Genomic DNA, 22,296 nt, shown 5'->3' with positions numbered 1-22,296 from the left:
CTTGTGCCGTCGTCACTGCTTCGCTCACGATATTGCTTCGTACTCCATGCCGATTACAGCAGGCCAGCCTGGCGCAGCAGCTTGCCCGCCTGGCTGTCGTCGCCGAGCTGCTGGATGGTCAGCGCGGGCGGCTTCAGCTGCTCGAACGGCTTGTTGATGGGGTCGCTCGCCACGCCGGGACGCAGCGGGTACTCGTAGCTGATGTGGTCCTGCGCCATCAGCTTCTGCGCGCGCTCGCTCACGAGGTAGGCGAGGAACTTTTGCGCACCGTCCACATTGTGCGCGGACTTCATCACCGCGGCACCCGAAACATTGACGAGCGCGCCCACGTCGCCATCGGCGAAGTGCGCGACGGCGCTTTGCGTCTTCTTGTCGCCGATCTGCGCGTGCAGGCGGTCCCAGTAGTAGTTGTTGATGATGCCGGTGGCGACCGCGCCGCGATTCACGGCAGCGACCACGCCTTCGTCGTCGTCGAAGATCTGCGAGTTGGTCTTGAGACCCTTGAGCCATTCGAGCGTGGCGGCCTCGCCCTTCACGGCGAGCACGGCGTCGACGAGCGGCAGGAAGTCGGCGTCGCTCGGCGCGATGCCGACCTTGCCCTTCCATTCGGGTTTGGCGAGATCGAAAATCGACTTCGGCAATTGCGCGGGCTGCACCTTGGCCGTGTTGTACGCGAGCACGTTCTCGCGCGCGGTCACGCCCACCCATTGCCCTTGCGGCGAGTTGAAGCGTTCGGGCACGACCGCCAGCGTCGCTTTCTGCACGGGGGCGAGCAGACCCTTTTCTTCCAGCAGCATCAGTTCAGGCGAGTTTTCCGTGAAGTAGACGTCAGCGGGCGTCTTCTCGCCTTCGGCGACGAGCTGGGCCGCGAGCGCCGGGCCTTCGCCGCTGCGGATCTTCACGTCGATGCCGGTCTGCTGCTGGAAGTCTTTCGCAAGCTGGTTCACGACCTGCTCGTGCTGTGCGTTGTAGAGCGTGATCGAGGCCGCGTGCGCGGCGAGCGGCAGCATGCCGGCAAGCGCGAGCGAGAGGGTGGCGGCGCGCAGCGGCGCGCGCATCATGGAAAATTTCATATTGCTTCGTTGTCCGTTGTTATCGATTGATCTAAAGCGATCTCAGGCGCTGAACAGCTCCGCGCCGATGAACGAGCCCGCCTTCGCGCCGGGCGGGCACGCGAAGATCGCGCTGCCCACGTGCGTCGTGAACTGGTTCATCATGTCGAACTTCGCGAGCTTTTCGTTGATCGGAATGAAGCCCGTACGCGGGTCGCCCTGGTGGGCAATGAAGATGAGGCCCGCGTCATATTCGGTTTCCTGGCGCCACGGCGGCCAGCGCTCGATGTAGAAGTCCGTGCTGTCGTTGTACGAGTACGAGCGGCGCAGGATCTGCGCGCCGTTGTTCGACGCGCGGTTCGAGAGACGCACGTGCGAGTTCTCGGGAATCTGCGGATTGCCGTCCTTGTCTTGCGCCTCGAGATCGACGTTGTCGAACTCCTTCATCTGGCCGAGAGGCGCGCCGCTGTATTTGTGGCGGCCGAACACCTGCTCCTGGAAGCCCAGTTCCATCTGGTCCCAGTGCTCCAGCGTGATGCGGATGCGGCGCACCACGGTATAGGTGCCGCCCTGCATCCAGGACGCGTCGGCGGCGGTGGCCCAGACGAACTGGTTCATCGCCTTCGGGTCCGTGGTCGGCGGGTTGTTCGTGCCGTCCTTGAAGCCCATGAGGTTGCGCGGCGTTTGCGCGCGCGGGCCCGAGAGAAAGCCCGCCTGGCCCCAGCGCATCGTCAGGATTCCATAGCCTTGGCGCGCTAGCTGGCGCACCGCGTGGAAAGCGACTTGCGCATCGTTGGCGCACGCCTGCACGAAGAGATCGCCGCCGGTTTTTTGCGCGATCAGCTGGTCGCCGTTGAAGCGCGGCAGGTCGACGAGCGCGGCGGGGCGCTTGCGCGCGAGACCGTAGCGATCCTTGTCCTGCGACGTGAAGATGCCGGGGCCGAAGCCGAAGGTGACCGTGAGGCCCGCCGGGCCGAGACCTAGCACGTCGCCGGAGTCGGCCGCGGGGTGGTCGTCGCCGGTGTAGTCGAGCGCGGCAGCGGGCTGCGCCTGGCTCATGCGCGCCGCAGACTCGGTCCACTTGCGCAGCAGGTTGATGACGTCGTCGCGCGAGGTCGTCGTGAGGTCGAAGGCCGCGACATACGTGTGCGCCTGCTGCGGCGTCACGATGCCGCCCTGGTGCTCGCCGTAGAACGGCTCGACGGCGAGCATCGGGTCGGCGGCCATCGCGTGATGCTTTGCCTCGGCGGCCTGGGCGAGGCCGCTCGTGGCCGCGCCTGCGCCGAGGCTCGCGCCGAGCGCGGCGCCGGCTTTCAGGAAGCCGCGACGCGCGGGGCGCGATGGTTGGTTAGGGGTATCGTCGGAGGACATGATTATTTAGCCAGCACGAGAGTGTTCACGTCGTCTTCCACGTAGTAGAAGCCGTCGCCTGCCGGGGTCAGCGCGATGCCGAAAAGATCGCCGTTGCCCGGAGGCGTTTGCGCCTTGTCCGTATCGATCCAGCGCGCGTACAGCTGCTTTGCCGCGGCCGGGTCGATCTCGACGACCTGGCCGTTCAAGGCATTCGTGACGAGCAGGTGGCCCTGCGGCGTGGTGATCATGGCGAGCGGACGGTGCAGCAGGCCATCGGCGGTCAGTTGGCGGCCCACGCCCGCGCTCGTGTCGCGCGTGAGCGGGTCTTCGATTACGTTGATACGGTTGCCGATTGCGTCGGACACGTAGAGCAGCTTGTTGTCCGCCGAAAGCGCGAGGCCGGTCGGGCCAACGAGGAACACGCCCTTGTCCGCCTGCGCGCCGAAGCCGCTCGCGACCACGGTTTCGCTCTTCAGGACCGGCGCCTGGCCGCTCGGGATGTCGAGGTCGAGGCGCAGCACCGTGGCCTGCTTGAACACGGGCGGATTGCGGTCCGCGCCGCCCACGCCGAAGCCCGCGTTGCTCACGAACAGCGTGGCGTGGTCGCCGTTGTCGACCACGGCCATGTTGCCCCACGGGTCATTGATGTTGGGACTGCTGATGACCTTGGCAATCTTGCCGCTGCTGTCGAGCACGATCATGCAGCCCGCGCCCTTGGTGCCGGTCGTGCCGTCGTTGCTCGGCGTGCTACCCACGATGACCCAGCCCGACTTGAGCATCGTCATCGCGGTCGAAAGGCCGACGCCGCCCGGGCACTCCTTGAGATCGCGCGGAATCGTCGCGAACAGCGACATCTGCTTCGTGTCGGGGCGATAGTCGATGATCGTGCTGCCGGTGCCCTGCAGGTTGGCCGCGTTGTTGAAGTTGTCGACCAGCACGTCGCCTTCTTTCACCGCGCCGGAGGAAACCGGCGCGACGAAGATCGCATACGGGTTCTGGTCGCCGTTGTCGGGCACGGTGTTGATGAGCGTGGTGTGATGCTTGACGGTCTCGAGCAGGCCCTGCGGGTCGGCGTGAGCGGCGAGCGGCGCGCCGGCGAGCGCCGCCGCGGCGGCAAGCGCGAGCGCGGAGCGGACCGCGTGGGCCGTGCATTGCAGGAGCGTGCGCGTAGCGTGTTTCATACTGAATCTCCGTGCCTCGCGCGGCCGGCGCGCACGCCGGCGGGAAAACGCGAGGACTTGGGGTTGAACATGGGTCGGTTGCGCTTGCGTGGGCTTAGAACGTGATGTTGGTCCGCACGCCGATCACGAACGTATTGCGCAGCGGCGCGGTCGGATCCTGCGGATTCTGGCCGGCGCCTGCGTTGAACGTGTATTGCGCGTCAGCCTGGAGAATCCACCACGGCGTGACCTGATACTGATAGGTGGCTTCGAGCGCGGTTTCCTGCGTGCGCACGCCGTACGGACCGCCAGTAAACATCTGCTGGTCGAGGTCGAGGTTGTGCACGTTGTTGCCGACCTTGATGTAGGTGGCGGCAAGGCCCACGCTGTCGTTATCGCGTCCCTTGAACGGCGCCTTCATGACGATGCCGAGGTTGGCCGCGAGGCTCACGAGATTGCGGTCGCCGGGCGCGCCCATCACGCGCGCGAATACGCCGATGCTGCGCGGCTCGTCCGGATCGGGACGCCAGATCATCTGGTCGGCCACCGCATAGAAGCTGTAGTTGCCCTGGTGCTGCGCCGGGATGCCGGTCGAAGCCGGATTCGCGAGCGAAAGGCCCGTGTTGTCGAAACGCTGGTCGGCAAACGAGTTGGTGTTGTACCAGAAGCCAACCTTGTAGGTGCCGGGCAGGCCGTGATTGTCCGCACTGACCAGCTCGCCTTCGGACGGCTGGTTGATGGCGTACTGCAGCTCGCCGATCCACAACGTGCCGTTGCGCAGATTGAAGTTCGTACCACTAAGGTTGTTCGGATCGTTGCCGAGCGGGTCGCCTGAGAACACGCCTGCGAGTGCCGTCAACGAAGGTGTGATCTGCCCGCGCACGCGCACGCCGAGACCGGCGAGCGGATAGGCGGGACCGCCCGAGGGCATGTCGTACGAAGGCAGCGCCGGCCAGCCGAACATCGTGTTGATGAAGAGCGCCCCGTACTGGCTCACGATGAATTCCTGGTCGAGACTCTGCTGACCGATCTTCACGTCGAGGCGCTTGTTGAAGAACGATTGCTGGTACCACAGCTCCCACAGGCGCGTGGTCGGCGTCGCTTCGATGCCGCTCGCCGTGTTCAGCGTGCCGAGATTCGATGTGCTCAGGTTGGTGCCATGGATCTGCAGGGCGCTCACGTTGAAGAGGCCGCCCGGAATGCCGAGCGCCTTGCTCGTGTCGACCTGAACCGTTGCCGTTGTGAGGCCGTCGTACGCGCCGCCGGTCTTGAGGCCGCCGCGCAGGTTCGCGAGGTACTCGCTCGTCTCCGTGAGCTGGAACGTCACACCGTATTTGCCGAGCCACGGCCGCAGGCCGCCCATGTCGCCGAGCATGTTCTGGCGCGTCCAGAAGCCCGTCCAGAAGTTCGACGGCTGCGCCTGAATGGCTAGGTCGGCTTCCGGCGCTTCTGGCGCGGCGTCGGGGTTCGCGTTGCTCTGGGCGCGTGCGGCTCCGCTCGCGAAAGTCACGCTCGCGGCAAGCACGGCAATGGCGCGCCACGCCGGTGCGCGCCGACGCGCCGGGCGGCCCGGCGCTGCGCTGCGCGAGCAGGCGAGCGCAGGCACGCGGACGGTTCGGGTCAATTCCATCGTATTCCTTACTTATTGAAATGTTTGCTTGATTGATGGCGTTGGCGTTTGTTATTCGCAAGCCGCTGAATCCCCGACATCTCCAGACGGCGCCATCGTACTAACAGTAAATGCGAGCGTCAACAAAAACGAGAATGATTCGCAACTGTCTTACGCCTGCTTTACGCAGGATCACAGGATTTCTTGCGAAGTGCTTTCATTTGTGTATTTACAGATTACAGATCGTTAGCGTTTGATGAATCAGTCAGGCGAATGAAGTCGCTTATCATCGCGTGTGTGTACGCATGTTTTGCCGCACAAACTTCAAGACAAGCTGGCTCCATGACCGACATTTCCCCAGGCTACGAACTCGATCTCGACGCGTACTTCGCCCGCATCGGCTACGACGGTCCACGCACCGCGACACTCGCCGTGCTGCGCGAACTGCAGCGTCTGCACCCGCTTGCCATTCCTTTCGAGAATCTCGATCCGCTGGCGGGACGGCACGTATCGATCAAGCTCCCGGACATCGTCGCGAAACTCGTGACGAAGCGGCGCGGCGGCTACTGCTTCGAGCACAACACCTTGCTCGCGCACGTGCTCATGCAACTGGGTTTTACGGTCACCCCGCTCGCCGCACGTGTGCTGTACGGTCGTGAGCCCGGCGCGCGCACGCCGCGCACGCATATGCTGCTGCGCGTGGAGGCGCAGGGCGATACCTGGCTCGTCGACGGCGGCTTCGGTGCCGCGACGCTGCGCGCGCCGCTCTCGTTCTCGACCGATGCGGAACAGCCGACGCCGCACGAACCGGCGCGGCTCGTGACGTTGTCGGCGAACGAGCGCAAGCTGCAATTGCACGATGGCGAGAAGTGGTTCGATCTCTATCGCTTCGAATTGACGCCTGCCGAGTGGGTCGATTACGAAGTGGCGAACTGGTACACGTCGGCGTCGCCCGAGTCGTTCTTCACGTTCAGTCTGATCGCGTGCATCGCGCGCGAAGGCGGCCGCGCGATCCTGTTCAACGAGCGTTTTACCGAGCGCGATGCGCAAGGCCAGGTGAGCGAGGAGCGTAACCTCGCCAATGGAGCGGAACTCGCGCACTGTCTGCGCGAACGCTTCGGCATCGATCTCGCGGGCGGCGACGCGGGGCAGCGTATCGATGCCGACGCGCTATATGCGCGCATGACGTCGCACAGCGCCACGCAGTAGGCGCGAGCGAACGCGAGTCAGCGTCCCCGCGCGCAAGGAGGGCATCATGACTGAGCTGAAAATGACGAAAGCGCTAATGGCGAAGCTGTTCGTGCAAGTCGTAGTCTGGTTCGGATTGATGGGCGTGCTGTTGTTCGTTTCGGCGGGCACGCTGGCGTGGACGGCGGCGTGGCTCTGGCTCATCGAGTGGGCGTTATGCGGCGTGTGGATCGGCCTGTGGCTCGGGCGCGAAGATCCGGGTCTCCTGGTCGAGCGGCTCGCGCCGTTCGCGCAGCGCACGCAACAGCCGTGGGACCGCGTGTTCATGCTGTGCGTTTCGGTGGGCTTTTGCGCGTGGCTCTGCCTGATGGGAATCGACGCCGTGCGCATGGGCTGGTCGCGCGTGCCGCTATGGCTCAGCGTGCTCGGCGCCATCTTCATCTTCGTCGATATCTATGCGACGCGCGCCGTGTTCGCGGCGAACCGCTTTGCGGCGCCCGTGGTGAAGATTCAGAGCGAACGCGGGCACACAGTCAGCGATACCGGACCGTATGCCTATGTGCGTCACCCGATGTATGGCTTCGCGTTGCTCTTTCTCGTCGGCACGCCGCTCATGCTCGGTTCGTGGTGGGGGCTTGCGTGCGTGCCCGTGATGGTCGTGGGGATCGGCTATCGCGCGGTGCGCGAAGAGCAAACGCTGGCGGAGAATCTGCCCGGCTACCGCGAGTATCTGGCGCGTGTGCGTTATCGCTTCGTGCCGGGCATCTGGTAGTGAGAGATTAGCTCGTGGAGGGCGAAGTCAAGGCTTGCGCGTAACGCCGATAAAGCCAGGCAAGTGCCGTGGTGGTGAGCAGCGCAAACACGATATTGCCGATGCTCTGGCCAATGGCGAGCGCGGTGAGCCACCCCGGCTGCCGCACGATTTCAGGCGTGACGCCCGCGAGGCCCATACCGATCAGCACGATCAGGCCGCACACCGCAATGGGCAGCGCGGCGACGAAGGTGACGCCAAAGAGGCTCCAAAAATGCCCGCGGCTGTCGCGCCAGGCGGCGCTGAAGGCGATCTTGCTGCCGACGGCGAGCGCCGGAAAGAGCAGCGAGAGGCGCACCGCCACGAACATCCAGATCGCAATGACCACCAGAAAGAGGAACGCGGCGCCGCCCTGGTATTGAGGCCGCAGCACGACCCACAGCAAGAGCGCGAAGGCGCCGAGCGCGACCGCCAGAATGAGACCGACCGCGAAAATACGCAGGAACGGCCTGGCCCCGGCCGGCATGAGCGGCGCGCTGCGCTCGCCTAGCAGCACGAAGCGCGAGATCTTGAGCGTGAACCAGAGGTAGAGAAGCGAATTCAGGAGCGAGGCGAGATTGCCGAGCGCAATGAGTCCGGCGGAAGGCGTTGCGCCTTCCGCCGGTACGGGCCGCCCGGCAAGCCCGAACCAGCCGAGCGCCGCGTAGATCACAAACGTTCCCGCAAGGAGAACCGGCATTTGCACGGCGGCCTGCCAGGCGCTCGCCCATGCGCGCTTGACGCATTCCATGAAGGTCATCTGTTGCATGAGGTTTTCGCACGGGTAACAGAGAGCCTACAGTCTAACGCGGCGCCGCGAAATCGAGGGCGCTCGTGCGAATCCGCGCGTGCAACTCACTTCACGGCGAACAGCGTGAGGTTCATGAAGACCTTGAACGCGAACCCGAGCGAGACCGCCGCGCCCACGCCCGCACACCAGAGGAGTACGAACCATAGCCAGCCGGGCAGCGCGCGGCGCACCGTGTTAGTGGTAGTGATGGGTGTCGCCATGACGCACCTTGCCTCTAAAGACCCAGTAGCCGAGCATCGTGTACGCGAGGATGATCGGCAGAATGAACGCTGCGCCCGCGAGCGTGAACATCTGGCTCTCGCGCGGCGCGGCCGCTTCCCACAGCGTGAGGCCCTGCGGAATCGCATACGGCCACAGGCTCACGAGCAGACCCGCATAGCCGAGCAGCACGAGACCGATAGCTGCGATGAAGGGCGTCTTGTGATGGAGCGCATGCACGGCCCAACGCATCCACGCGGCGCAGGCGAGCACGAGCAGCGGCACCGGCGCGAGACGCCAGAAGAGGCCCGAACGGAACCAGCGTTCAGCGATGGCCGGGTCCTGCAGCGGCGTCCACAGGCTCACGAGCGCGATGAAGCCGAGCAGCATGACCGTGAGCGGCCAGACGAGCTTGCGCAGGCGGCGCTGCAGGTCGCCCTCGGTCTTCGCCACGAGCCAGCAGCAGCCGAGCAGCGCATAGGTCGCGACGAGCCCGAAACCCGAGAGCAGGCTGAAGGGCGTGAGCCAGCCGAAGGCGTCGCCGGCGAACTGGCCGCCGTCCATCGGGATGCCTTGCAGGAACGCGCCGAGCGCGATGCCCTGGAAAAACGCCGCGCCCGTCGAGCCGCCGATGAACGCGAGGTCCCACAAGTGCTTCGTGCGATTGGCCTTGGCGCGGATCTCGAACGACACGCCGCGGAAGATCAGGCACGCGAGCATGAACACGAGCGGCAGGTAGAGCGCGGAGAGCACGGTCGAGTACACCACGGGGAACACGGCGAAGAGCCCCGCGCCGCCGAGCACGAGCCAGGTCTCGTTGCCGTCCCAAACGGGTGCGACCGTGTTCATCATGAGATCGCGCTCATCCTCGTCGGGAAAGAGCGGAAACACGATGCCGATGCCGAGATCGAAGCCGTCCAGCACCACGTAGAGAAGAACGCCGAGCGCGATGATCGCGGCCCAGATGACGGTGACATCCATTTGCTTGCTAGCCTCGTAACGATGAATGCGGGGAGCCTCAGGCGTCGATCAGCTGATCGGCGGCGGACATGGGGCGGCGCGCGGTCTGACTCGCGCTGAGTGCAGGGTGGGCCACGCGCGGTTCATGTGGCTCGCGGGGCGTATGCGGCTTCGGGGCGGGCAGCGCGGGACCTTTGCGCAGAAGTTTGAGCAGATAGTAAATTCCCGTGCCGAACACGAGGAAGTACACCGCCACGAACGCCATCAGCGAAATGCCAACTTGTTGCGCCGTGAGCGGCGACACTGCCTGTGCCGTGCGCATTACGCCGTAGACCACCCAGGGCTGACGGCCGGCTTCGGTCGTGACCCAGCCCGCGAGCAGCGTGATGAAGCCCGTCGGTCCCATGGCGAGCACGAAGCGCTGAAACCAGCGCGATTCGTAGAGCGTGCCGCGGCGGCGCAGCACCCAGCCGATCACGCCGAGCAGGATCATCAGGATGCCTAAACCGACCATGACGCGGAAGCTCCAGAACAGCAGCGGCGAATTGGGCCGCTCGTCGGCGGGGAAGGACTTGAGTCCCTTGATCTCGCCGTCCCAGCTATGCGTGAGGATCAGGCTGCCCAGGTGCGGAATGGAAACGGCGTAGCGTGTCGTCTCGGCCTGCATGTCGGGAATGCCGAACAGATTGAGCGCGGTGCCGCCTGGTTCGGTGTCCCAGATGCCTTCGATCGCGGCGATCTTGGCGGGCTGATATTCGCGCGTATTCAGGCCGTGCGCATCGCCCACGAAGGCTTGCACCGGCGCGAGCACGAGCAGCAGACCGAGCGCCATCGAGAACATCTTCTTGATGGCGAGGTCGCGGCGTCCCTTGAGCAGATGCCACGCGCCGCTGGCGGCCACCACGAGCGCGGCCACGATGAACGCGGCGATCGCCATGTGCGCAAGGCGGTACGGGAACGACGGATTGAAGATGATCTTGAACCAGTCCACCGGTACGACATGGCCATCGACGATCTTGAAGCCTTGCGGCGTCTGCATCCAGCTATTCGAGGCGAGGATCCAGAACGTGGAGATGAGCGTGCCGATGGCGACCATCAGCGTCGCGCCGAAGTGGGCACGCGGGCTCACGCGGTTCCAGCCGAACAGCATGATGCCGAGGAAGCCCGCTTCGAGAAAGAACGCGGTCATGACTTCGTACATCAGCAGCGGCCCGGTGATGGGGCCCGCGAACGACGAGAAGCCGGACCAGTTGGTGCCGAACTCATAGCTCATGACGACGCCTGAGACGACGCCCATGCCGAAGGCCACGGCGAAGACCTTCGACCAGAACAGGCAAAGGTCCTTGTAGAACGGCTGGCGCGTTTTGAGCCAGCAGGCTTCGAGCACGGCGATGAAGCTCGCGAGGCCGATGGAGAGCGCCGGAAAGACGATGTGAAACGAAACGGTGAAGGCGAACTGCAGCCGGGCCAGGTCGAAGGCGGAAAGTGACGTGTGCATGTACGTGCCTGTTGCTTGCTTACCGGGAAAAGCGCGGAAGAAACGTCGCACGGCGAGGCAGTGGGGGCGCTGCGCTTCTCGTGCGATGGACGTAAGCGTAGGGGAACGGCGAAGGTTTTGCTGCGCTGCGACGTGCGCCAGCGTGTCGCAGTCGTCAATATCAAAGGGACGAAAACCTGCGCTAACGCATTGATACAGATCAATTTAGATTAAACACTCGTTGCGCAGCGGGGATGTGCGCAGAGCGTCGCGATGCGTCAATACACCGCGCTGCCGCACGGGGTGTGGCAATGTGCCCTGGCGTACGGCTTCGGGATTCGTGCGGGGGAGAATTCAGGCGCGCTGGCGGCGCGAGCGACGCGTACGGCGCCAGGCGGTAAAGATCAGGAATGCGATAGAAGTGGCGTCAGCGCGGATCGCTCCACAGCTTGCCGGCCGTCGCCCAGTTTTCCGGCTTCACGTCGTGGAAGATGATGTCGACGGATTGTGGCTCGACGCCGAGCACCTTGCAGGTGGTCTCGGTCAGGGCGGCGGCGAGCTGGCGTTTTTGTTCGACGCTGCGGCCTTCGAACATTTCGATGTGGAATGTCGGCATGCGGGTCTCCTTGAAAGTGAGTGAAGCGATGGATGGGCGCGATCAGTCGCGGTACGACGAATCGATGCGATCGAGTTTGCGCAGCAGCGCGGGCCATTCGAGCACGCCTTCGATCGCGCCGCCGTCGCGCAACTGCTCGGCCGTGCGTTCGGCTACCCCGGGCGGCGGTACGACGAGCGGCGCGCCGCCGGCCTGCGCCTGCAGCTGGATTTCGCAGGCCTTGATGAGCGTCGCCATCAGCACGTAGGCTTCGGCCACTGTGCGGCCGGTGGTGAGCGTGCCGTGATTGCGCAGCAGCATGGCCGGGTGCGCGCCGAGGCTTGCCGTGAGGCGCGTGCCTTCGGCAGGCGTGAAGGCGAGGCCTTCATAGTCGTGCCACGCGAGCTGGCCGTAAAAACGCAGCGCGTGCTGCGAGGCGGGCAGGAGGCCGTCGCGCTGGATCGACACGGCAATGCCCGCCGTATTGTGCAGATGCATCACGCACACGGCGTCGGGCCGCGCAAGGTGCACGGCCGCGTGCAGCGCGAAGCCGGTGGCGTTCACGGGGTGCTCGCTTGCGCCGACGATACGGCCGTCGGTGTCGATCTTCACGAGGTTCGAGGCGCGCACTTCGTCGAAGGCGAGGCCGAACGGATTGATGAGAAAGCGGCCCGCCTCGCCTGGTATGGCGGTGGAAACATGCGTGTAGATCAGGTCGTCCCAGCCGTTGAGTGCGATGAGGCGGTAAGCGGCGGCGAGATCGACGCGCAGTTGCTGCTCGGCGGTGGAGCGCGGCGCGGTCTCGGCGCAGGTGCTCGTCGGACGATGGGCGAAAGACATGGCGATTCCTTCAGCGGACGATGGGCTCTTCAGGCGGCGTCGATGGCGCGGGGCGCAGGCGTCGCGCTGCCGCGTGCACAGTCCAGCTTGCCAGCACGAACGGCGCGGTCAGCGCTGGCAGTCCGCAGCCCACGGCGGCCAGATGCAGGGCTGCGGCGAGCATGGTCGCACAGATCGCGGCGCGTGTGCCGAGCGCGCAGACCGCGAGCGCGGCAAGCGCGCCGTTGAAGCCGGCGAGGCCCGCGCCGAAGGCGTCCGGGCTCGCGCCGCACGCGAGTTCGAGCGTGCTCGCGAGCGCCGCGCCGCCGAGCGCATAGGCGGCCGCGCGCCGCGACGACCAGGCGAGGCCCGCGAGCACGCACAGGCCCGCCGCCGCGCCCGAGGCAAAGGTGGTCTGCGCGAGGCCGCTCAACACGCCGGCGGCGGCGTGTGCGGCCGCGGCGAGCGGTGTGCCGTGCGGGGCCAGCGGGGCTGCGGCGATTGCGCTGGCGACGGGAGCGCTGCCCGGGTGCAGCGGCAACCAGATCCAGGTCGCGATGAGGCAGGGGACGGAATACAGCCCGAGCCGGGCGCGCGCGAGGTGGCGGTCCAATGGCCCGGCGATCCACGCGCTCGCACCGCCCGCGATGAGGGCAAGCGCGGCCGCCGTGCCCGCATCGCCGACGAAGGTGAACGCCGCGAGCGCGGCGAGCGCGCCGTTGTAGCCTGCGAGGCCGTCGCGGATCGCCGCGTCTGCATGGCCCGCCACGACCGCGCAGACGTTGGCCGCCGCGGCGCCGAGCAGGGCGGCGAAAGCCAGCCGCCAGTCGGTGAGCGCGAGCGCTGCGAGCAGGCACGCGCCCGTTCCCGCATGCGCCTGCAGCACGATCTGGCCGAGGCTGCGCAAAAGGGCACCGACGGCGGCGGTATCGGCGCTACGGGCGGTGGCGCCGGAAGCGGCGCAAAATCGGGCGGACATGGCGAAGGCGTGGCGGGCGGGTACGGGCCGGTGCGGCCCCCGTGCGAGGCGCAGGGCCGGCCAGAGTGCGAGCATAGGGGATGCGGACCGCCTCGCGCATGCGCGTGGGTTGATAGTCGCTATTTGTTGACGGGTTACGATACGCGCAAGGCGGTTGTCGTGATTATCCAGAGACAGTCTGCACGGGAGGCGAACGATGCGTGAAGTGCGTTGGGCATCCGAGACGGGCGAGGGTATCGAGCATCTGGCGTTCGATGCGCATTGCGGCCCGAAGTTTGGCGAAAAAGGCGACACGATCCGCGCGGAAAGCGTGGTCATCGGCGAGCGCTACGGCAAGTCCTATGGCCTGTGCTACGCCATCGAGTGCGACGCGCAGTGGCGCGTGCGCTGGGCGGCGTTTCGCGTGATGGGCGGCGGCTCGCTCGTGCTCCACAGCGACGGCAAGGGCCACTGGACCGACGGCGAGGGCCGCGCACTGGAAGCGCTCGACGGCTGCATCGACATCGACATCGCCGCGACGCCGTACACGAACACGCTGCCGATCCGGCGTCTGGGCCTCGCGCGCGGCGAGCGCCAGCCGATCCGTGTGGTGTACATCGCCGCGCCCGAACTGGAGCCCAAGCCTGTCGAGCAGGCCTATGTGTGCATCGAGCGCGACCGCGAGTATCGCTACGAAGGCATCTTTCGCGACTTCACGGCGAACCTGCGCGTGGATGAAGACGGGCTCGTGATCGACTATCCGACGCTGTTCCGGCGTCTGCCGCCGCCGGACCGATAGCACGCGGCGACACCACGCTTACACCGCGCCGCCTGGACTCTTGCCGAACAGCAGTTGTTCGACCAGCGTGTTGTCGATGGTTTCGTTGTTCAGCGTGCGAGCGAGCAGTTCGCCCGCGAGCAGTTGCGGCGAAAACACCATATCCGGCTGCAACAGGCGCAGCCGCTGCAGGTTGCGGCTGTCGTTGACGAGCGCCACGGTGCGCACCTTCGGCGCGATCTCCTTGATGGCGAGAATCACGAAGGCATTCTCGGCGTCGTCCGAGCGCAGCGCGAGCGCGGCGAGCGCGGTTTCCGCGCCCGCATTGTGCAGCGTGGCGGTGTCGCTCGCATCGCCGACGATGAGATCGGCCTCCGGTGGATAGTTGTGCGGAATATTGGGCGCGACGATCACGGTCGCCGCGTAGCCGCGCTTGAGGAGCCCTGCGTACACGCTATGTGCGAGCGGCGACGCACCGACGATCAAATAGTGGTTCTTGCGGGTCACGTTGGAAATGCCTCCCTTCACGATGCGTTTCAAATGGCCGCCGATCACGGGTCCGATCACAGCGCTGATCGACGTCGCGAACACGGTGATGCCGAGCACGATGATCGAAGCCGTAAAGAGCCGCGCGGTGTCCGAGCGCGGCACGATATCGCCGTAGCCGACCGTGGACATCGACACGATCGAGAAGTAGAACGCCGTGACGAGGTTGCGGATAGGCGGGTCGAAATCGTCGCCGAGATACAGCGAGCCGAACACCGCATAGACGATCAATGAGCCAATGCTCAGGAATGCGAACAGCGAGCCCGCGGCGACGCTCGCGCGATCGAAATGGCGCCAGTAGTAGATCAGCGCGCAGGCAAGCGCGAGTGAGAAGCCGGCGAGCGCGTGGCTGCGATAGTCGCCCCACAGACAGATGCTGGCTGCGCCAGCGAGCAGCACCAGTGAAAGCACCCAAGCCACGCGCGCCCGCAGCGCGATGCCGAACGACATCATCGTGAGGCCGGTCGCGACGAGCGCCTGGGGCAGCGCGAGCACGCCGAACGCGTTGATGAGCGTGATCCAGTCGTCGAACCAGTTGCCGCGCGCGTGTTCGAGCGCTTTCTGCGCGACCGGGCGCACCAGCAGCAGGCCGTCGATCACCAGCAGCACGGCCAGGTAGCCGTGCGGCACGAGCCCTCTGGCGTAGCCGCGCGGGCGGCGCGCGTACGCGCTCATTGCTGCGCGTGTTGCGTCGGCTGTGTCGGTTGCTCGGGCTGCGCCGGTTGCGTCTGCACGATGTGCAGCTCGCGTGCGCGCAGGGGCAGCGAGCAGTGCGCGTCATTGAGCACCTGGCGGACCTTGCGCGACAGCTCCCAGCGCATCTCCCAGAAGGTGTCGATATTCGACCACACGCGCACATTGAGCACGGCGGTGCTGTCGTCGAAACGCGTCACCATCACCTGCGGCGCGGGCGAGGCCAGCACGCGCGGGTCGGCGGCGGCGAGCGTGCGCAATGCGTCGATGGCGCGGTTCACGTCGTCGCGCACCGACACTTCCACTTCGAGGTCGAGCCGACGCGTGGGATTGCGGCTGTAGTTGCGGATCGAATTGCTCCACAGCGCGCTGTTCGGCACGTATTCGCAGATGCCGTCCGGTTTCGTGAGGCGCGTGGTGAAGAGGTTCACTTCCTCGACGGTGCCCGCGACGCTGGCGCCAGCGCTGCCATCGATATAGTCGCCCACCTTGAACGGCCGCAGCAGCAACAGCATGATGCCGGCCGCGATGTTCTGCAGCGTGCCTTGCAGCGCGAGACCGATGGCGAGACCGGCTGCGCCGAGCACCGCGACGATGCTGGCGGTCTGGATGCCGATTTGCGAGAGCGCGCCGATCACGGCAACGAGGCGCACGCCCCACACGGCGGTGTCGCGCACGATGGGGCGCAGCGTGGGATCGATGCCGCCGCCGCGCCGCTTGATCCAGTTGCCCACGCGCCGGGAGAGCCACCAACCGAACCAGAGGATCGCGAAGGCCGCGCACAAGCGCAGCGCGAGCGCGGAGAGCGCGTCCCACAGGAAGCCCCAGTTGGACGGGTGCAGGTGTTCGAGGAGGGGTTGCATGGCGAATCAGTCCTTGTCTGCGGAGCCGTGGGTCCGGCTCCGTTGCGAAAGGACGTATTGTACGAGCGGCGTTTCGCTGGCGGCGCGCGTGTGGCGTGCCGCCATGCGTTTGAGCGCCGGGCGTCAGCCCTTGGGCGGTGTGTCCGCGCCCGGCCCGAGCGTGCGCTGCATGAGCGCGGTGTCGCGCCACTCGCCGTGCTTGAAGCCGACACCGCGCAGCGTGCCGGTCAGCGAGAAGCCCAGGCGCTCGTGCAATTTGAGCGAGCCGCCGCGCGGGTCTGCGACCACGGCGATCATCTGCCGCCACGGGCCCGCCTCGCAGCGCTCGATCAGCGCGTTGAGCAGCGTGTGGCCGAGTCCGCGGCCGCGAAACGCCTCGTCGATATAGATCGAATCTTCGACCGTGAAGCGGTACGCCGGCCGCGGGCGGTAGGGCGTGGCGTAGCAGTAGCCCGCCACCTGGCCGTCGATCTCGGCGACGAGCCAGGGCAGGCCATGTTCGCGCACGGCGGCGTGGCGACGCAGGAGTTCGTCGAGCGTGGGCGGCGTCTCCTCGAACGACGCCGTGCCGTGGAGCACGTGGTGTGCGTAGATCGCGGCGATGGCGGGAAAGTCGTCGGCGGTGGCGTCGCGCACGTGCGCGTCGGGGTGTGGGTTCATCGGTTGGAGCGAGCGCGAAGGCAAAGGAGAAGGAGGTTTGCGTTCCTCACTATGCCTTGCGCAGGCGCGCTTTTGAAGCGTGCCAAAAAAGCCCGGTCTAGACGCGCTGCGTGCCCGCGCGATTCGCGACAGCGGAAGCGCCGCCTGCGCGCCCGAAGCGCCGTGCGCCGGCCACGCACGCGATCACCACGGCGGTGACGGCGATCATCGCGGGCGGCACGGCTTCGTGCAGCAGCAGCGCCGCGAGCACGAAGCCGAAGAACGGCTGCAGCAACTGCAACTGCCCGACGCCTGCAATGCCGCCGAGCGCGAGCCCGCGATACCAGAACACGAAGCCGATCAGCATGCTGAAGAGCGACACATAGGCGAGCCCCCACCACGAGGCCGCGCCCACCGCGGCGAACGACGCGGGCCGCAGCCACCACGCGAGCGGCGCCATCACGGGCAGCGAGATCACGAGCGCCCAGCAGATCACCTGCCAGCCGCCCAGGCGCCGCGAGAGCCGCGCGCCTTCCGCATAGCCGAGCCCGCACACGACGATCGCGCCGAGCATGAGCGCGTCGCCGAGCGGCGAGGCGTCGATGCCATGACGCAGCGCGAACGCCACCACGGCGGCGCTGCCCGCCGCGGAAAAGATCCAGAAGGCCGGCTGCGGACGCTCGCCCGCACGCAACACGCCGAACACGGCCGTGGCGAGCGGCAGCAAGCCGACGAACACGATGGCGTGCGCCGAACTCACGTGCTGGAGCGCGAGCGCGGTGAGGAGCGGAAAGCCCACCACCACGCCGAGCGCGACGATGACGAGCGGCCAGACCTCGGCGCGCGCGGGCCGTGCGGCGCGCAGCGCAAGAAGCAGCAGCACGCTGATCATGCCCGCGATGGTCGCACGCACGCTGGTGAGGAACACGGGGGCGAAGCCGAGCACGGCGAGCCGCGTGGCGGGCAGCGATCCGCTGAAGATGAGGACGCCTGCGAGGCCGCAGAGCCAGCCATCGGTGGTGGAATCGAGCGTTTTGCGCATGGATGGGCTTGGGCAAGAGGAAGCATCGGTGATCGGTCCGCTGATGATGCGCGCCGCGCCGCGGGAAGGTAAGCTACAGATCAGTACAATTTGTTCAAACTGTATTGAACACGGAGCAGTACAGATGAAAGACAGAGCGAGGACGCAAGCCTTGCCCATGACGCGCGTCGAGCAGGTGATGCAGGCGCTGCGCGAGCGCATTGCCGCGCGCTCGCTGGCTGCGGGCGCGCGCGTGCCGTCCATCCGGGCGATGAGCGGGCAGCTTGGCGTGTCGAATTCGACGGTGGTGGAGGCCTACGAGCGCCTCGTCGCCGAAGGCGTGCTCGTCGCGCGGCGCGGCGCCGGATTTTTCGTGGCCGGGCACGCGCCGCCGCTCGCGCTCGCCGCGCTCGGGCCGCAGCTCGACCGCGAGATCGATCCGCTCTGGCTCACGCGCCAGTCGCTGCAGACCGAGGCCGACGCGCTGCGTCCCGGCTGCGGCTGGTTGCCCGCCTCGTGGCTGCCGCAGGACGCCGTGCGGCGCGCGCTGCGCGCCCTTGCACGCGACCCGCGCGCGCCGCTCACCGATTACGCGTCGCCGCTCGGCCTGCCGGCGCTGCGCCAGCAGCTGGCATGGCGGCTCGGCCAGCACGGCGTGGAGGCCGCGCCCGAGCAGATCGTGCTGACTGACGGCGGCACCCAGGCGCTCGACCTGCTGTGCCGCTTTCTGCTGGAGCCGGGCGACACCGTGCTCGTGGACGACCCGTGCTACTTCAATTTCCAGGCGCTGCTGCGCGCGCATCGCGTGCGCGTGGTCGGGGTGCCGTACACGCCGACGGGCCCGGATCTCGCCGCGTTCGAGCGCACGCTGGCCGAATCGCGCCCGCGCCTTTACGTGACGAACTCGGCGGTCCACAACCCCACCGGCGCGACGCTCGCGCCCGCGGTCGCGCATCGCCTGCTCAAGCTCGCGGAGGAGCACGACCTTCTGATCGTCGAGGACGACATCTTCGCCGACTTCGAAATCGAGCCCGCGCCGCGCCTCGCGGCCTTCGACGGGCTCGCGCGCGTCGTGACGATCGGCAGCTTCTCGAAGACGATGTCGGCGGCGGCGCGCTGCGGTTTCATCGCGGCGCGCGCCGACTGGATCGAGCCGCTCGTGGATCTCAAGCTCGCGGTCTCGTTCGGCAACGGGGAGATGGTGGCGGAACTCGTGCACCGCCTGCTCGTGGACGGCACGTATCGGCGGCACCTGGACGGCTTGCGCGCGAAGCTCGCCGACGCCATGGGCGAGACGCTGCAGCGGCTTTCGGCGCTGGGCCTGAGCGCATGGACGCGGCCGCAGGCGGGCCTATTCGTATGGGCGCAGTTGCCGGACGGCCTCGACGCTGCGCAGATCGCGCGCGAGGCGCTGGTGGAAGGCGTAGTGCTCGCGCCGGGCAACGTGTTCAGCGTGTCGCGCAGCGCGAGCGATTTTCTGCGTTTCAATGTTTCGCAGTGCAATCGTCCCAAGGTCTACGAAACATTGCAGCGTGCGATGGAGCGGGTGGCGCAGCCGGCATGAAGCGGCTGCGCCCGAGCATCACGGTTCGTGACGCAGATAGCCTTCCTTCGACGGATCGCGCATGCGCCACGATACGATCAGCGAAATCGCGCACAGCGCGGTCACGTACCAGTAGAACGTGGACTCGCTGCCTGCCGACTTGAACCACAGCGCGACGTATTCGGCCGAGCCGCCGAACAGCGCATTTGCTACCGCGTACGAGAGGCCCACGCCCATCGCGCGCACTTCGGGCGGAAACATCTCCGCCTTGATGAGGCCGCTGATCGACGTGTAGAAGCTGACGATCGCGAGCGCCACCGTGATCAGCGCGAACGCGGCCACGGGGCTCGCCACGTCTTTGAGCGCATGCATGAGCGGCACTGTGCCGATCACTGCGAGAGCGCCGAACAGGATCATCGACGTGCGGCGGCCGATCTTGTCGGACAGCGCACCGAACACCGGCTGCATCAGCATGTAGACGAAGAGCGCGCAGGTCATCACGTTGCTCGCGGTTTTCGCGTGCATGCCGGCCGTGTTCACGAGGTACTTCTGCATGTAGGTCGTGAACGTGTAGAAGATCAGCGAGCCGCCTGCGGTGAAGCCCACCACCGTCAAGAACGCGCCCTTGTGTTGCCAGACGCCGCGAATCGTGCCTGCGTCGCGTTTGTGGCGCGACTCGCTCGTCGAGGTTTCGTCGAGCGATTTGCGCAGATAGAGCGAGATCAGCGCGGCGAATGCGCCGACCACGAACGGAACGCGCCAGCCCCAGGCCTTCAGTTCTTCGGTGGAAAGCGTCTGCTGCAGGATCACGAGCACGAGGAGCGCGCAGAGTTGGCCGCCGATCAGCGTGACGTACTGGAACGACGCGAAGAAGCCGCGTCGGCCCTTGAGCGCGACCTCGCTCATGTAGGTCGCGCTCGTGCCGTACTCGCCGCCCACCGAAAGCCCCTGGAAGAGCCGTGCGACGAGGAGCAGGAACGGGGCGAACGCGCCGATCTGCGCGTACGTGGGCAGCATGGCGATCACGAGCGAGCCGCCGCACATCATGAGCACCGAGATCATCATCGCGCTGCGGCGGCCGTGGCGGTCGGCGATGCGGCCGAACAGCCAGCCGCCGATCGGGCGCATGAGGAAGCCCGCGGCGAACACGCCGGCGGTGTTGAGCAGCTGCGTGGTGGTGTTGCCGCTCGGGAAGAACGCGGGCGCGAAATACAGCGCGCAGAACGAGTAGATATAGAAGTCGAACCACTCGACGAGATTGCCCGACGAGGCGCCGACGATGGCGAATACGCGTCGCCTCGTGTCTTGCGCGGATAGCGTGGTTGGGTCGGTCTGGACGTCCATGGGCGGGTCTTCTCCTGGTTTGTGTGTTTTATGGCGAACGGCCGTCATGCGGCCGTCGCAAGAGTTGCATCGCGCGCCGCCGGGTCCCGGCGCGCGATGCCCGCGATTTTAGCTAACTGTAATTAAATGTGTGGAAAATGTAATGATGTCGCGAACGGGTCCGAGCAGGCCCCATCAGGCCGGCGTGATGCGGGCTCGCGAGGCACAAAAAAGCCAGCGGGGAGCCGCTGGCTGTAGGGGAAAAGCAGGCGAAGCGCGCTCAATGCTGCTTGCGCAGCGGCACGTCACGCAGCAGCCACGACAGCGCGAACGAGAACACCACCACGACCGCAGCCGAGAGATAAACCGTGTGCAACGCCCCGGCGAATGCATCGAGATACTGCGCGTGCAGCGTGGGCGGCAGATGGTGGATCACGTCGGGCGTGAGCGGCTGCGGCAGTTCCACGTCGGCCGTGAGCACCTTTTCGAGCCGCGCGTGCAGCCCGTGGGAGAACACGGCGCCGAACGCGGCCACGCCGACCGAACCACCGATCGAGCGGAACAGCGTCGCGCCCGATGTGGCCACGCCCATATGGCGAAATTCCACCGCGTTCTGCACGGCGAGGATCAGCACCTGCATCACCATGCCGAGGCCGCAGCCGAGCAGGCCCATGTAGACATACATGAGGTGAATCGGCGTGTCGATCTGCAGGCGCGCGAGCAGCATCATTGCCACGGCCACGAGCGCCGTGCCCACGATCGGGAATATGCGGTACTTGCCGATCTTGCTGATGATGCGGCCCGTGATGATCGACATCACGAGCACGCCGCCCATCATCGGCAGCATCTGCATGCCGGCCTGCGAGGGCGTCGAGCCCTTCACCACCTGCAGATAGAGCGGCAGGAACGTAACCGAGCCGAACAGCGACACGCCCACGATGAAGCCGATCAGGCTCGCGAGCACGAAGGTGCGCTGGCGGAAGAGTTCGAGCGGCAGGATGGGCTCGGCGGCGTGCTTTTCCTCGTGGATGAAGCCCGCGACAGCGACGATGCCGAGCAGCAGCGTGAGCCAGAGCGTAGGGGACGTCCACGGCAGCAGCGAGCCGCCCTCGCTCGTGAAGAGGATCAGGCAGGTGAGGGCGGCGGCGAGCCAGCCCGCGCCCATGTAGTCGATCACATGCTTCACGTGCGCGGCGCGCGGCTTGAACACCGCGCCGATCACCACGAGCGCGATCGCGCCGAGCGGCAGGTTGATGTAGAAAATCCAGCGCCACGACAGATGCTCGACGAGAAAGCCGCCGAGCAGCGGCCCGATCACCGTGGCGATGCCGAACACGCCGCCGAACATGCCCTGATACTTGCCGCGCTGCGCGGGCGGGATGACGTCGCCGATCGCGGCCATCGTCACGACCATCAGGCCCCCGCCGCCAATGCCCTGCAAGGCGCGCAGCACGATCAGCTGCTCCATGTTCTGCGCCACGCCGCAAAGTGCCGAACCGATCAGGAAGATCACGATGGCGGCCTGCAGCACGATCTTGCGCCCGAACAGGTCGCCGAACTTGCCGTAGAGCGGCACGACGATCGTCGAGGTGAGCAGGTAGGCCGTGACGACCCACGAGAGCCGGTCGAGGCCGCCCAGCTCGCCGACGATGGTGGGCAGCGCCGTCGAGACGATGGTCTGGTCGAGCGCGGCCAGCAGCATGACGAGCAGGAGCGCCGGAAACAGCAGCCGGATCGGTGGATGGCCGCCGGTATCGGCAGCCGGGCCCGACGCCAGCACCGCTGCATTCGCGTGAGCGCCGACCCCCGCCGTAGCGGGCACAGGGTGTTTCGTGCTGGGTTTCATCGTGTCCGTCAATCTTGAAATTAATTAATTCGGAGGTTAATATTAGGACAATTATTCCAGTTGGTCAAAATTCA

General features: G+C 66.4%; 21 protein-coding genes. 4 read left to right on the top strand and 17 right to left on the bottom strand.

Annotated features, from left to right (window positions below; genetic code table 11):
- Positions 1 to 53: 53 nt before the first annotated feature.
- The 4 genes from AB3X98_RS39360 to AB3X98_RS39345 form a co-directional block, all read right to left on the bottom strand.
- Positions 54 to 1,010, bottom strand: a complete 957-nt coding sequence (locus AB3X98_RS39360; RefSeq protein WP_368606205.1) for an iron ABC transporter substrate-binding protein — start codon at positions 1,008 to 1,010, stop codon at positions 54 to 56.
- Positions 1,011 to 1,115: 105 nt separating this feature from the next.
- Positions 1,116 to 2,423, bottom strand: coding sequence for an iron uptake transporter deferrochelatase/peroxidase subunit (efeB, locus tag AB3X98_RS39355; protein WP_069268725.1), 1,308 nt, complete (start codon positions 2,421 to 2,423; stop codon positions 1,116 to 1,118).
- 2 nt (positions 2,424 to 2,425) lie between these two features.
- The gene (locus AB3X98_RS39350; RefSeq protein ID WP_368606185.1) at positions 2,426 to 3,586 is read right to left on the bottom strand and encodes a hypothetical protein; all 1,161 of its coding nucleotides are present in this window, start codon (positions 3,584 to 3,586) and stop codon (positions 2,426 to 2,428) included.
- Positions 3,587 to 3,680: 94 nt separating this feature from the next.
- A complete protein-coding gene (locus AB3X98_RS39345) occupies positions 3,681 to 5,195 on the bottom strand; it encodes a carbohydrate porin (RefSeq protein WP_069268727.1) in 1,515 nt (504 codons plus the stop codon).
- Between the two features lie 321 nt (positions 5,196 to 5,516).
- Here AB3X98_RS39345 and AB3X98_RS39340 point away from each other — a divergent pair, with 321 nt between their 5' ends.
- Both AB3X98_RS39340 and AB3X98_RS39335 read left to right on the top strand, forming a co-directional pair.
- Positions 5,517 to 6,383, top strand: a complete 867-nt coding sequence (locus tag AB3X98_RS39340) for an arylamine N-acetyltransferase (RefSeq protein ID WP_368606184.1) — start codon at positions 5,517 to 5,519, stop codon at positions 6,381 to 6,383.
- 46 nt (positions 6,384 to 6,429) lie between these two features.
- On the top strand, positions 6,430 to 7,134 hold the full coding sequence (locus tag AB3X98_RS39335; protein ID WP_246089213.1) for an isoprenylcysteine carboxylmethyltransferase family protein: 705 nt from the start codon (positions 6,430 to 6,432) through the stop codon (positions 7,132 to 7,134).
- 7 nt (positions 7,135 to 7,141) lie between these two features.
- Here AB3X98_RS39335 and AB3X98_RS39330 read toward each other — a convergent pair whose 3' ends face one another.
- The 7 genes from AB3X98_RS39330 to AB3X98_RS39300 all read right to left on the bottom strand — a co-directional run bounded on the left by AB3X98_RS39330 (position 7,142) and on the right by AB3X98_RS39300 (position 12,991).
- Complete coding sequence (locus AB3X98_RS39330; protein ID WP_141710897.1) at positions 7,142 to 7,921, bottom strand: hypothetical protein; 780 nt, start codon at positions 7,919 to 7,921, stop codon at positions 7,142 to 7,144.
- Positions 7,922 to 8,007: 86 nt separating this feature from the next.
- Positions 8,008 to 8,163, bottom strand: a complete 156-nt coding sequence (locus AB3X98_RS39325; RefSeq protein WP_321927253.1) for a hypothetical protein — start codon at positions 8,161 to 8,163, stop codon at positions 8,008 to 8,010.
- A complete protein-coding gene (gene cydB / locus AB3X98_RS39320) occupies positions 8,138 to 9,142 on the bottom strand; it encodes a cytochrome d ubiquinol oxidase subunit II (RefSeq protein WP_368606183.1) in 1,005 nt (334 codons plus the stop codon). Before cydB ends, AB3X98_RS39325 begins: the two co-directional genes overlap by 26 nt.
- A gap of 37 nt (positions 9,143 to 9,179) precedes the next feature.
- Positions 9,180 to 10,619 (bottom strand): cytochrome ubiquinol oxidase subunit I, encoded by a 1,440-nt coding sequence (locus AB3X98_RS39315; RefSeq protein ID WP_368606182.1) that lies wholly within the window; start codon positions 10,617 to 10,619, stop codon positions 9,180 to 9,182.
- Between the two features lie 406 nt (positions 10,620 to 11,025).
- Positions 11,026 to 11,214: a 4-oxalocrotonate tautomerase gene (locus AB3X98_RS39310; RefSeq protein WP_028205614.1), complete on the bottom strand. Its 189-nt coding sequence runs from the start codon at positions 11,212 to 11,214 to the stop codon at positions 11,026 to 11,028.
- Between the two features lie 42 nt (positions 11,215 to 11,256).
- The gene (locus tag AB3X98_RS39305; RefSeq protein ID WP_368606181.1) at positions 11,257 to 12,033 is read right to left on the bottom strand and encodes a class II aldolase/adducin family protein; all 777 of its coding nucleotides are present in this window, start codon (positions 12,031 to 12,033) and stop codon (positions 11,257 to 11,259) included.
- A 10-nt stretch (positions 12,034 to 12,043) separates the two neighbouring features.
- Positions 12,044 to 12,991 (bottom strand): urea transporter, encoded by a 948-nt coding sequence (locus AB3X98_RS39300; protein WP_368606180.1) that lies wholly within the window; start codon positions 12,989 to 12,991, stop codon positions 12,044 to 12,046.
- Positions 12,992 to 13,187: 196 nt separating this feature from the next.
- On the opposite strand from AB3X98_RS39300, the gene AB3X98_RS39295 reads away from it, so the two are divergent.
- Complete coding sequence (locus AB3X98_RS39295) at positions 13,188 to 13,769, top strand: putative glycolipid-binding domain-containing protein (RefSeq protein WP_342950252.1); 582 nt, start codon at positions 13,188 to 13,190, stop codon at positions 13,767 to 13,769.
- Between the two features lie 18 nt (positions 13,770 to 13,787).
- Here AB3X98_RS39295 and kch read toward each other — a convergent pair whose 3' ends face one another.
- The 4 genes from kch to AB3X98_RS39275 all read right to left on the bottom strand — a co-directional run bounded on the left by kch (position 13,788) and on the right by AB3X98_RS39275 (position 17,531).
- On the bottom strand, positions 13,788 to 14,969 hold the full coding sequence (kch, locus tag AB3X98_RS39290) for a voltage-gated potassium channel protein (RefSeq protein WP_342950253.1): 1,182 nt from the start codon (positions 14,967 to 14,969) through the stop codon (positions 13,788 to 13,790).
- Positions 14,966 to 15,850: a mechanosensitive ion channel family protein gene (locus tag AB3X98_RS39285; RefSeq protein ID WP_368606179.1), complete on the bottom strand. Its 885-nt coding sequence runs from the start codon at positions 15,848 to 15,850 to the stop codon at positions 14,966 to 14,968. Before AB3X98_RS39285 ends, kch begins: the two co-directional genes overlap by 4 nt.
- Positions 15,851 to 15,973: 123 nt before the next feature.
- The gene (locus AB3X98_RS39280) at positions 15,974 to 16,510 is read right to left on the bottom strand and encodes a GNAT family N-acetyltransferase (RefSeq protein ID WP_069268736.1); all 537 of its coding nucleotides are present in this window, start codon (positions 16,508 to 16,510) and stop codon (positions 15,974 to 15,976) included.
- A 97-nt stretch (positions 16,511 to 16,607) separates the two neighbouring features.
- Entirely contained in the window at positions 16,608 to 17,531 is a 924-nt protein-coding gene (locus tag AB3X98_RS39275; RefSeq protein ID WP_368606178.1) for a DMT family transporter, read from the bottom strand.
- A gap of 124 nt (positions 17,532 to 17,655) precedes the next feature.
- Between AB3X98_RS39275 and AB3X98_RS39270 the strand changes: the two genes are divergently transcribed.
- Entirely contained in the window at positions 17,656 to 19,074 is a 1,419-nt protein-coding gene (locus tag AB3X98_RS39270; RefSeq protein WP_342950255.1) for a PLP-dependent aminotransferase family protein, read from the top strand.
- A gap of 18 nt (positions 19,075 to 19,092) precedes the next feature.
- On the opposite strand, the gene AB3X98_RS39265 is transcribed toward AB3X98_RS39270, so the two are convergent.
- Entirely contained in the window at positions 19,093 to 20,397 is a 1,305-nt protein-coding gene (locus AB3X98_RS39265) for an MFS family transporter (protein WP_342950256.1), read from the bottom strand.
- A gap of 259 nt (positions 20,398 to 20,656) precedes the next feature.
- Entirely contained in the window at positions 20,657 to 22,222 is a 1,566-nt protein-coding gene (locus tag AB3X98_RS39260) for an MDR family MFS transporter (protein WP_368606177.1), read from the bottom strand.
- Between the last annotated feature and the right edge of the window lie 74 nt (positions 22,223 to 22,296).

The organism is Paraburkholderia sp. BR14312 (genome assembly GCF_040948675.1).
Taxonomy (GTDB): Bacteria; Pseudomonadota; Gammaproteobacteria; order Burkholderiales; family Burkholderiaceae; genus Paraburkholderia; species Paraburkholderia nodosa_A.
Note: the sequence above shows the minus strand (reverse complement) of the source record. Positions and strands in the feature narration are given on the sequence as shown.

Coding starts and splice junctions, on each gene's coding strand:
- AB3X98_RS39300 (WP_368606180.1), bottom strand. CDS start 12,991: ATGTCCGCCCGATTTTGCGCCGCTTCCGGCGCCACCGCCCGTAGCGCC.
- AB3X98_RS39330 (WP_141710897.1), bottom strand. CDS start 7,921: ATGCAACAGATGACCTTCATGGAATGCGTCAAGCGCGCATGGGCGAGC.
- AB3X98_RS39275 (WP_368606178.1), bottom strand. CDS start 17,531: ATGCGCAAAACGCTCGATTCCACCACCGATGGCTGGCTCTGCGGCCTC.
- AB3X98_RS39340 (WP_368606184.1), top strand. CDS start 5,517: ATGACCGACATTTCCCCAGGCTACGAACTCGATCTCGACGCGTACTTC.
- AB3X98_RS39270 (WP_342950255.1), top strand. CDS start 17,656: ATGAAAGACAGAGCGAGGACGCAAGCCTTGCCCATGACGCGCGTCGAG.
- AB3X98_RS39285 (WP_368606179.1), bottom strand. CDS start 15,850: ATGCAACCCCTCCTCGAACACCTGCACCCGTCCAACTGGGGCTTCCTG.
- cydB (WP_368606183.1), bottom strand. CDS start 9,142: ATGGATGTCACCGTCATCTGGGCCGCGATCATCGCGCTCGGCGTTCTT.
- AB3X98_RS39265 (WP_342950256.1), bottom strand. CDS start 20,397: ATGGACGTCCAGACCGACCCAACCACGCTATCCGCGCAAGACACGAGG.
- AB3X98_RS39345 (WP_069268727.1), bottom strand. CDS start 5,195: ATGGAATTGACCCGAACCGTCCGCGTGCCTGCGCTCGCCTGCTCGCGC.
- AB3X98_RS39360 (WP_368606205.1), bottom strand. CDS start 1,010: ATGCTGCCGCTCGCCGCGCACGCGGCCTCGATCACGCTCTACAACGCA.
- AB3X98_RS39350 (WP_368606185.1), bottom strand. CDS start 3,586: ATGAAACACGCTACGCGCACGCTCCTGCAATGCACGGCCCACGCGGTC.
- AB3X98_RS39335 (WP_246089213.1), top strand. CDS start 6,430: ATGACTGAGCTGAAAATGACGAAAGCGCTAATGGCGAAGCTGTTCGTG.
- AB3X98_RS39280 (WP_069268736.1), bottom strand. CDS start 16,510: ATGAACCCACACCCCGACGCGCACGTGCGCGACGCCACCGCCGACGAC.
- AB3X98_RS39310 (WP_028205614.1), bottom strand. CDS start 11,214: ATGCCGACATTCCACATCGAAATGTTCGAAGGCCGCAGCGTCGAACAA.
- AB3X98_RS39325 (WP_321927253.1), bottom strand. CDS start 8,163: ATGGCGACACCCATCACTACCACTAACACGGTGCGCCGCGCGCTGCCC.
- efeB (WP_069268725.1), bottom strand. CDS start 2,423: ATGTCCTCCGACGATACCCCTAACCAACCATCGCGCCCCGCGCGTCGC.
- AB3X98_RS39260 (WP_368606177.1), bottom strand. CDS start 22,222: ATGAAACCCAGCACGAAACACCCTGTGCCCGCTACGGCGGGGGTCGGC.
- AB3X98_RS39315 (WP_368606182.1), bottom strand. CDS start 10,619: ATGCACACGTCACTTTCCGCCTTCGACCTGGCCCGGCTGCAGTTCGCC.
- kch (WP_342950253.1), bottom strand. CDS start 14,969: ATGAGCGCGTACGCGCGCCGCCCGCGCGGCTACGCCAGAGGGCTCGTG.
- AB3X98_RS39295 (WP_342950252.1), top strand. CDS start 13,188: ATGCGTGAAGTGCGTTGGGCATCCGAGACGGGCGAGGGTATCGAGCAT.
- AB3X98_RS39305 (WP_368606181.1), bottom strand. CDS start 12,033: ATGTCTTTCGCCCATCGTCCGACGAGCACCTGCGCCGAGACCGCGCCG.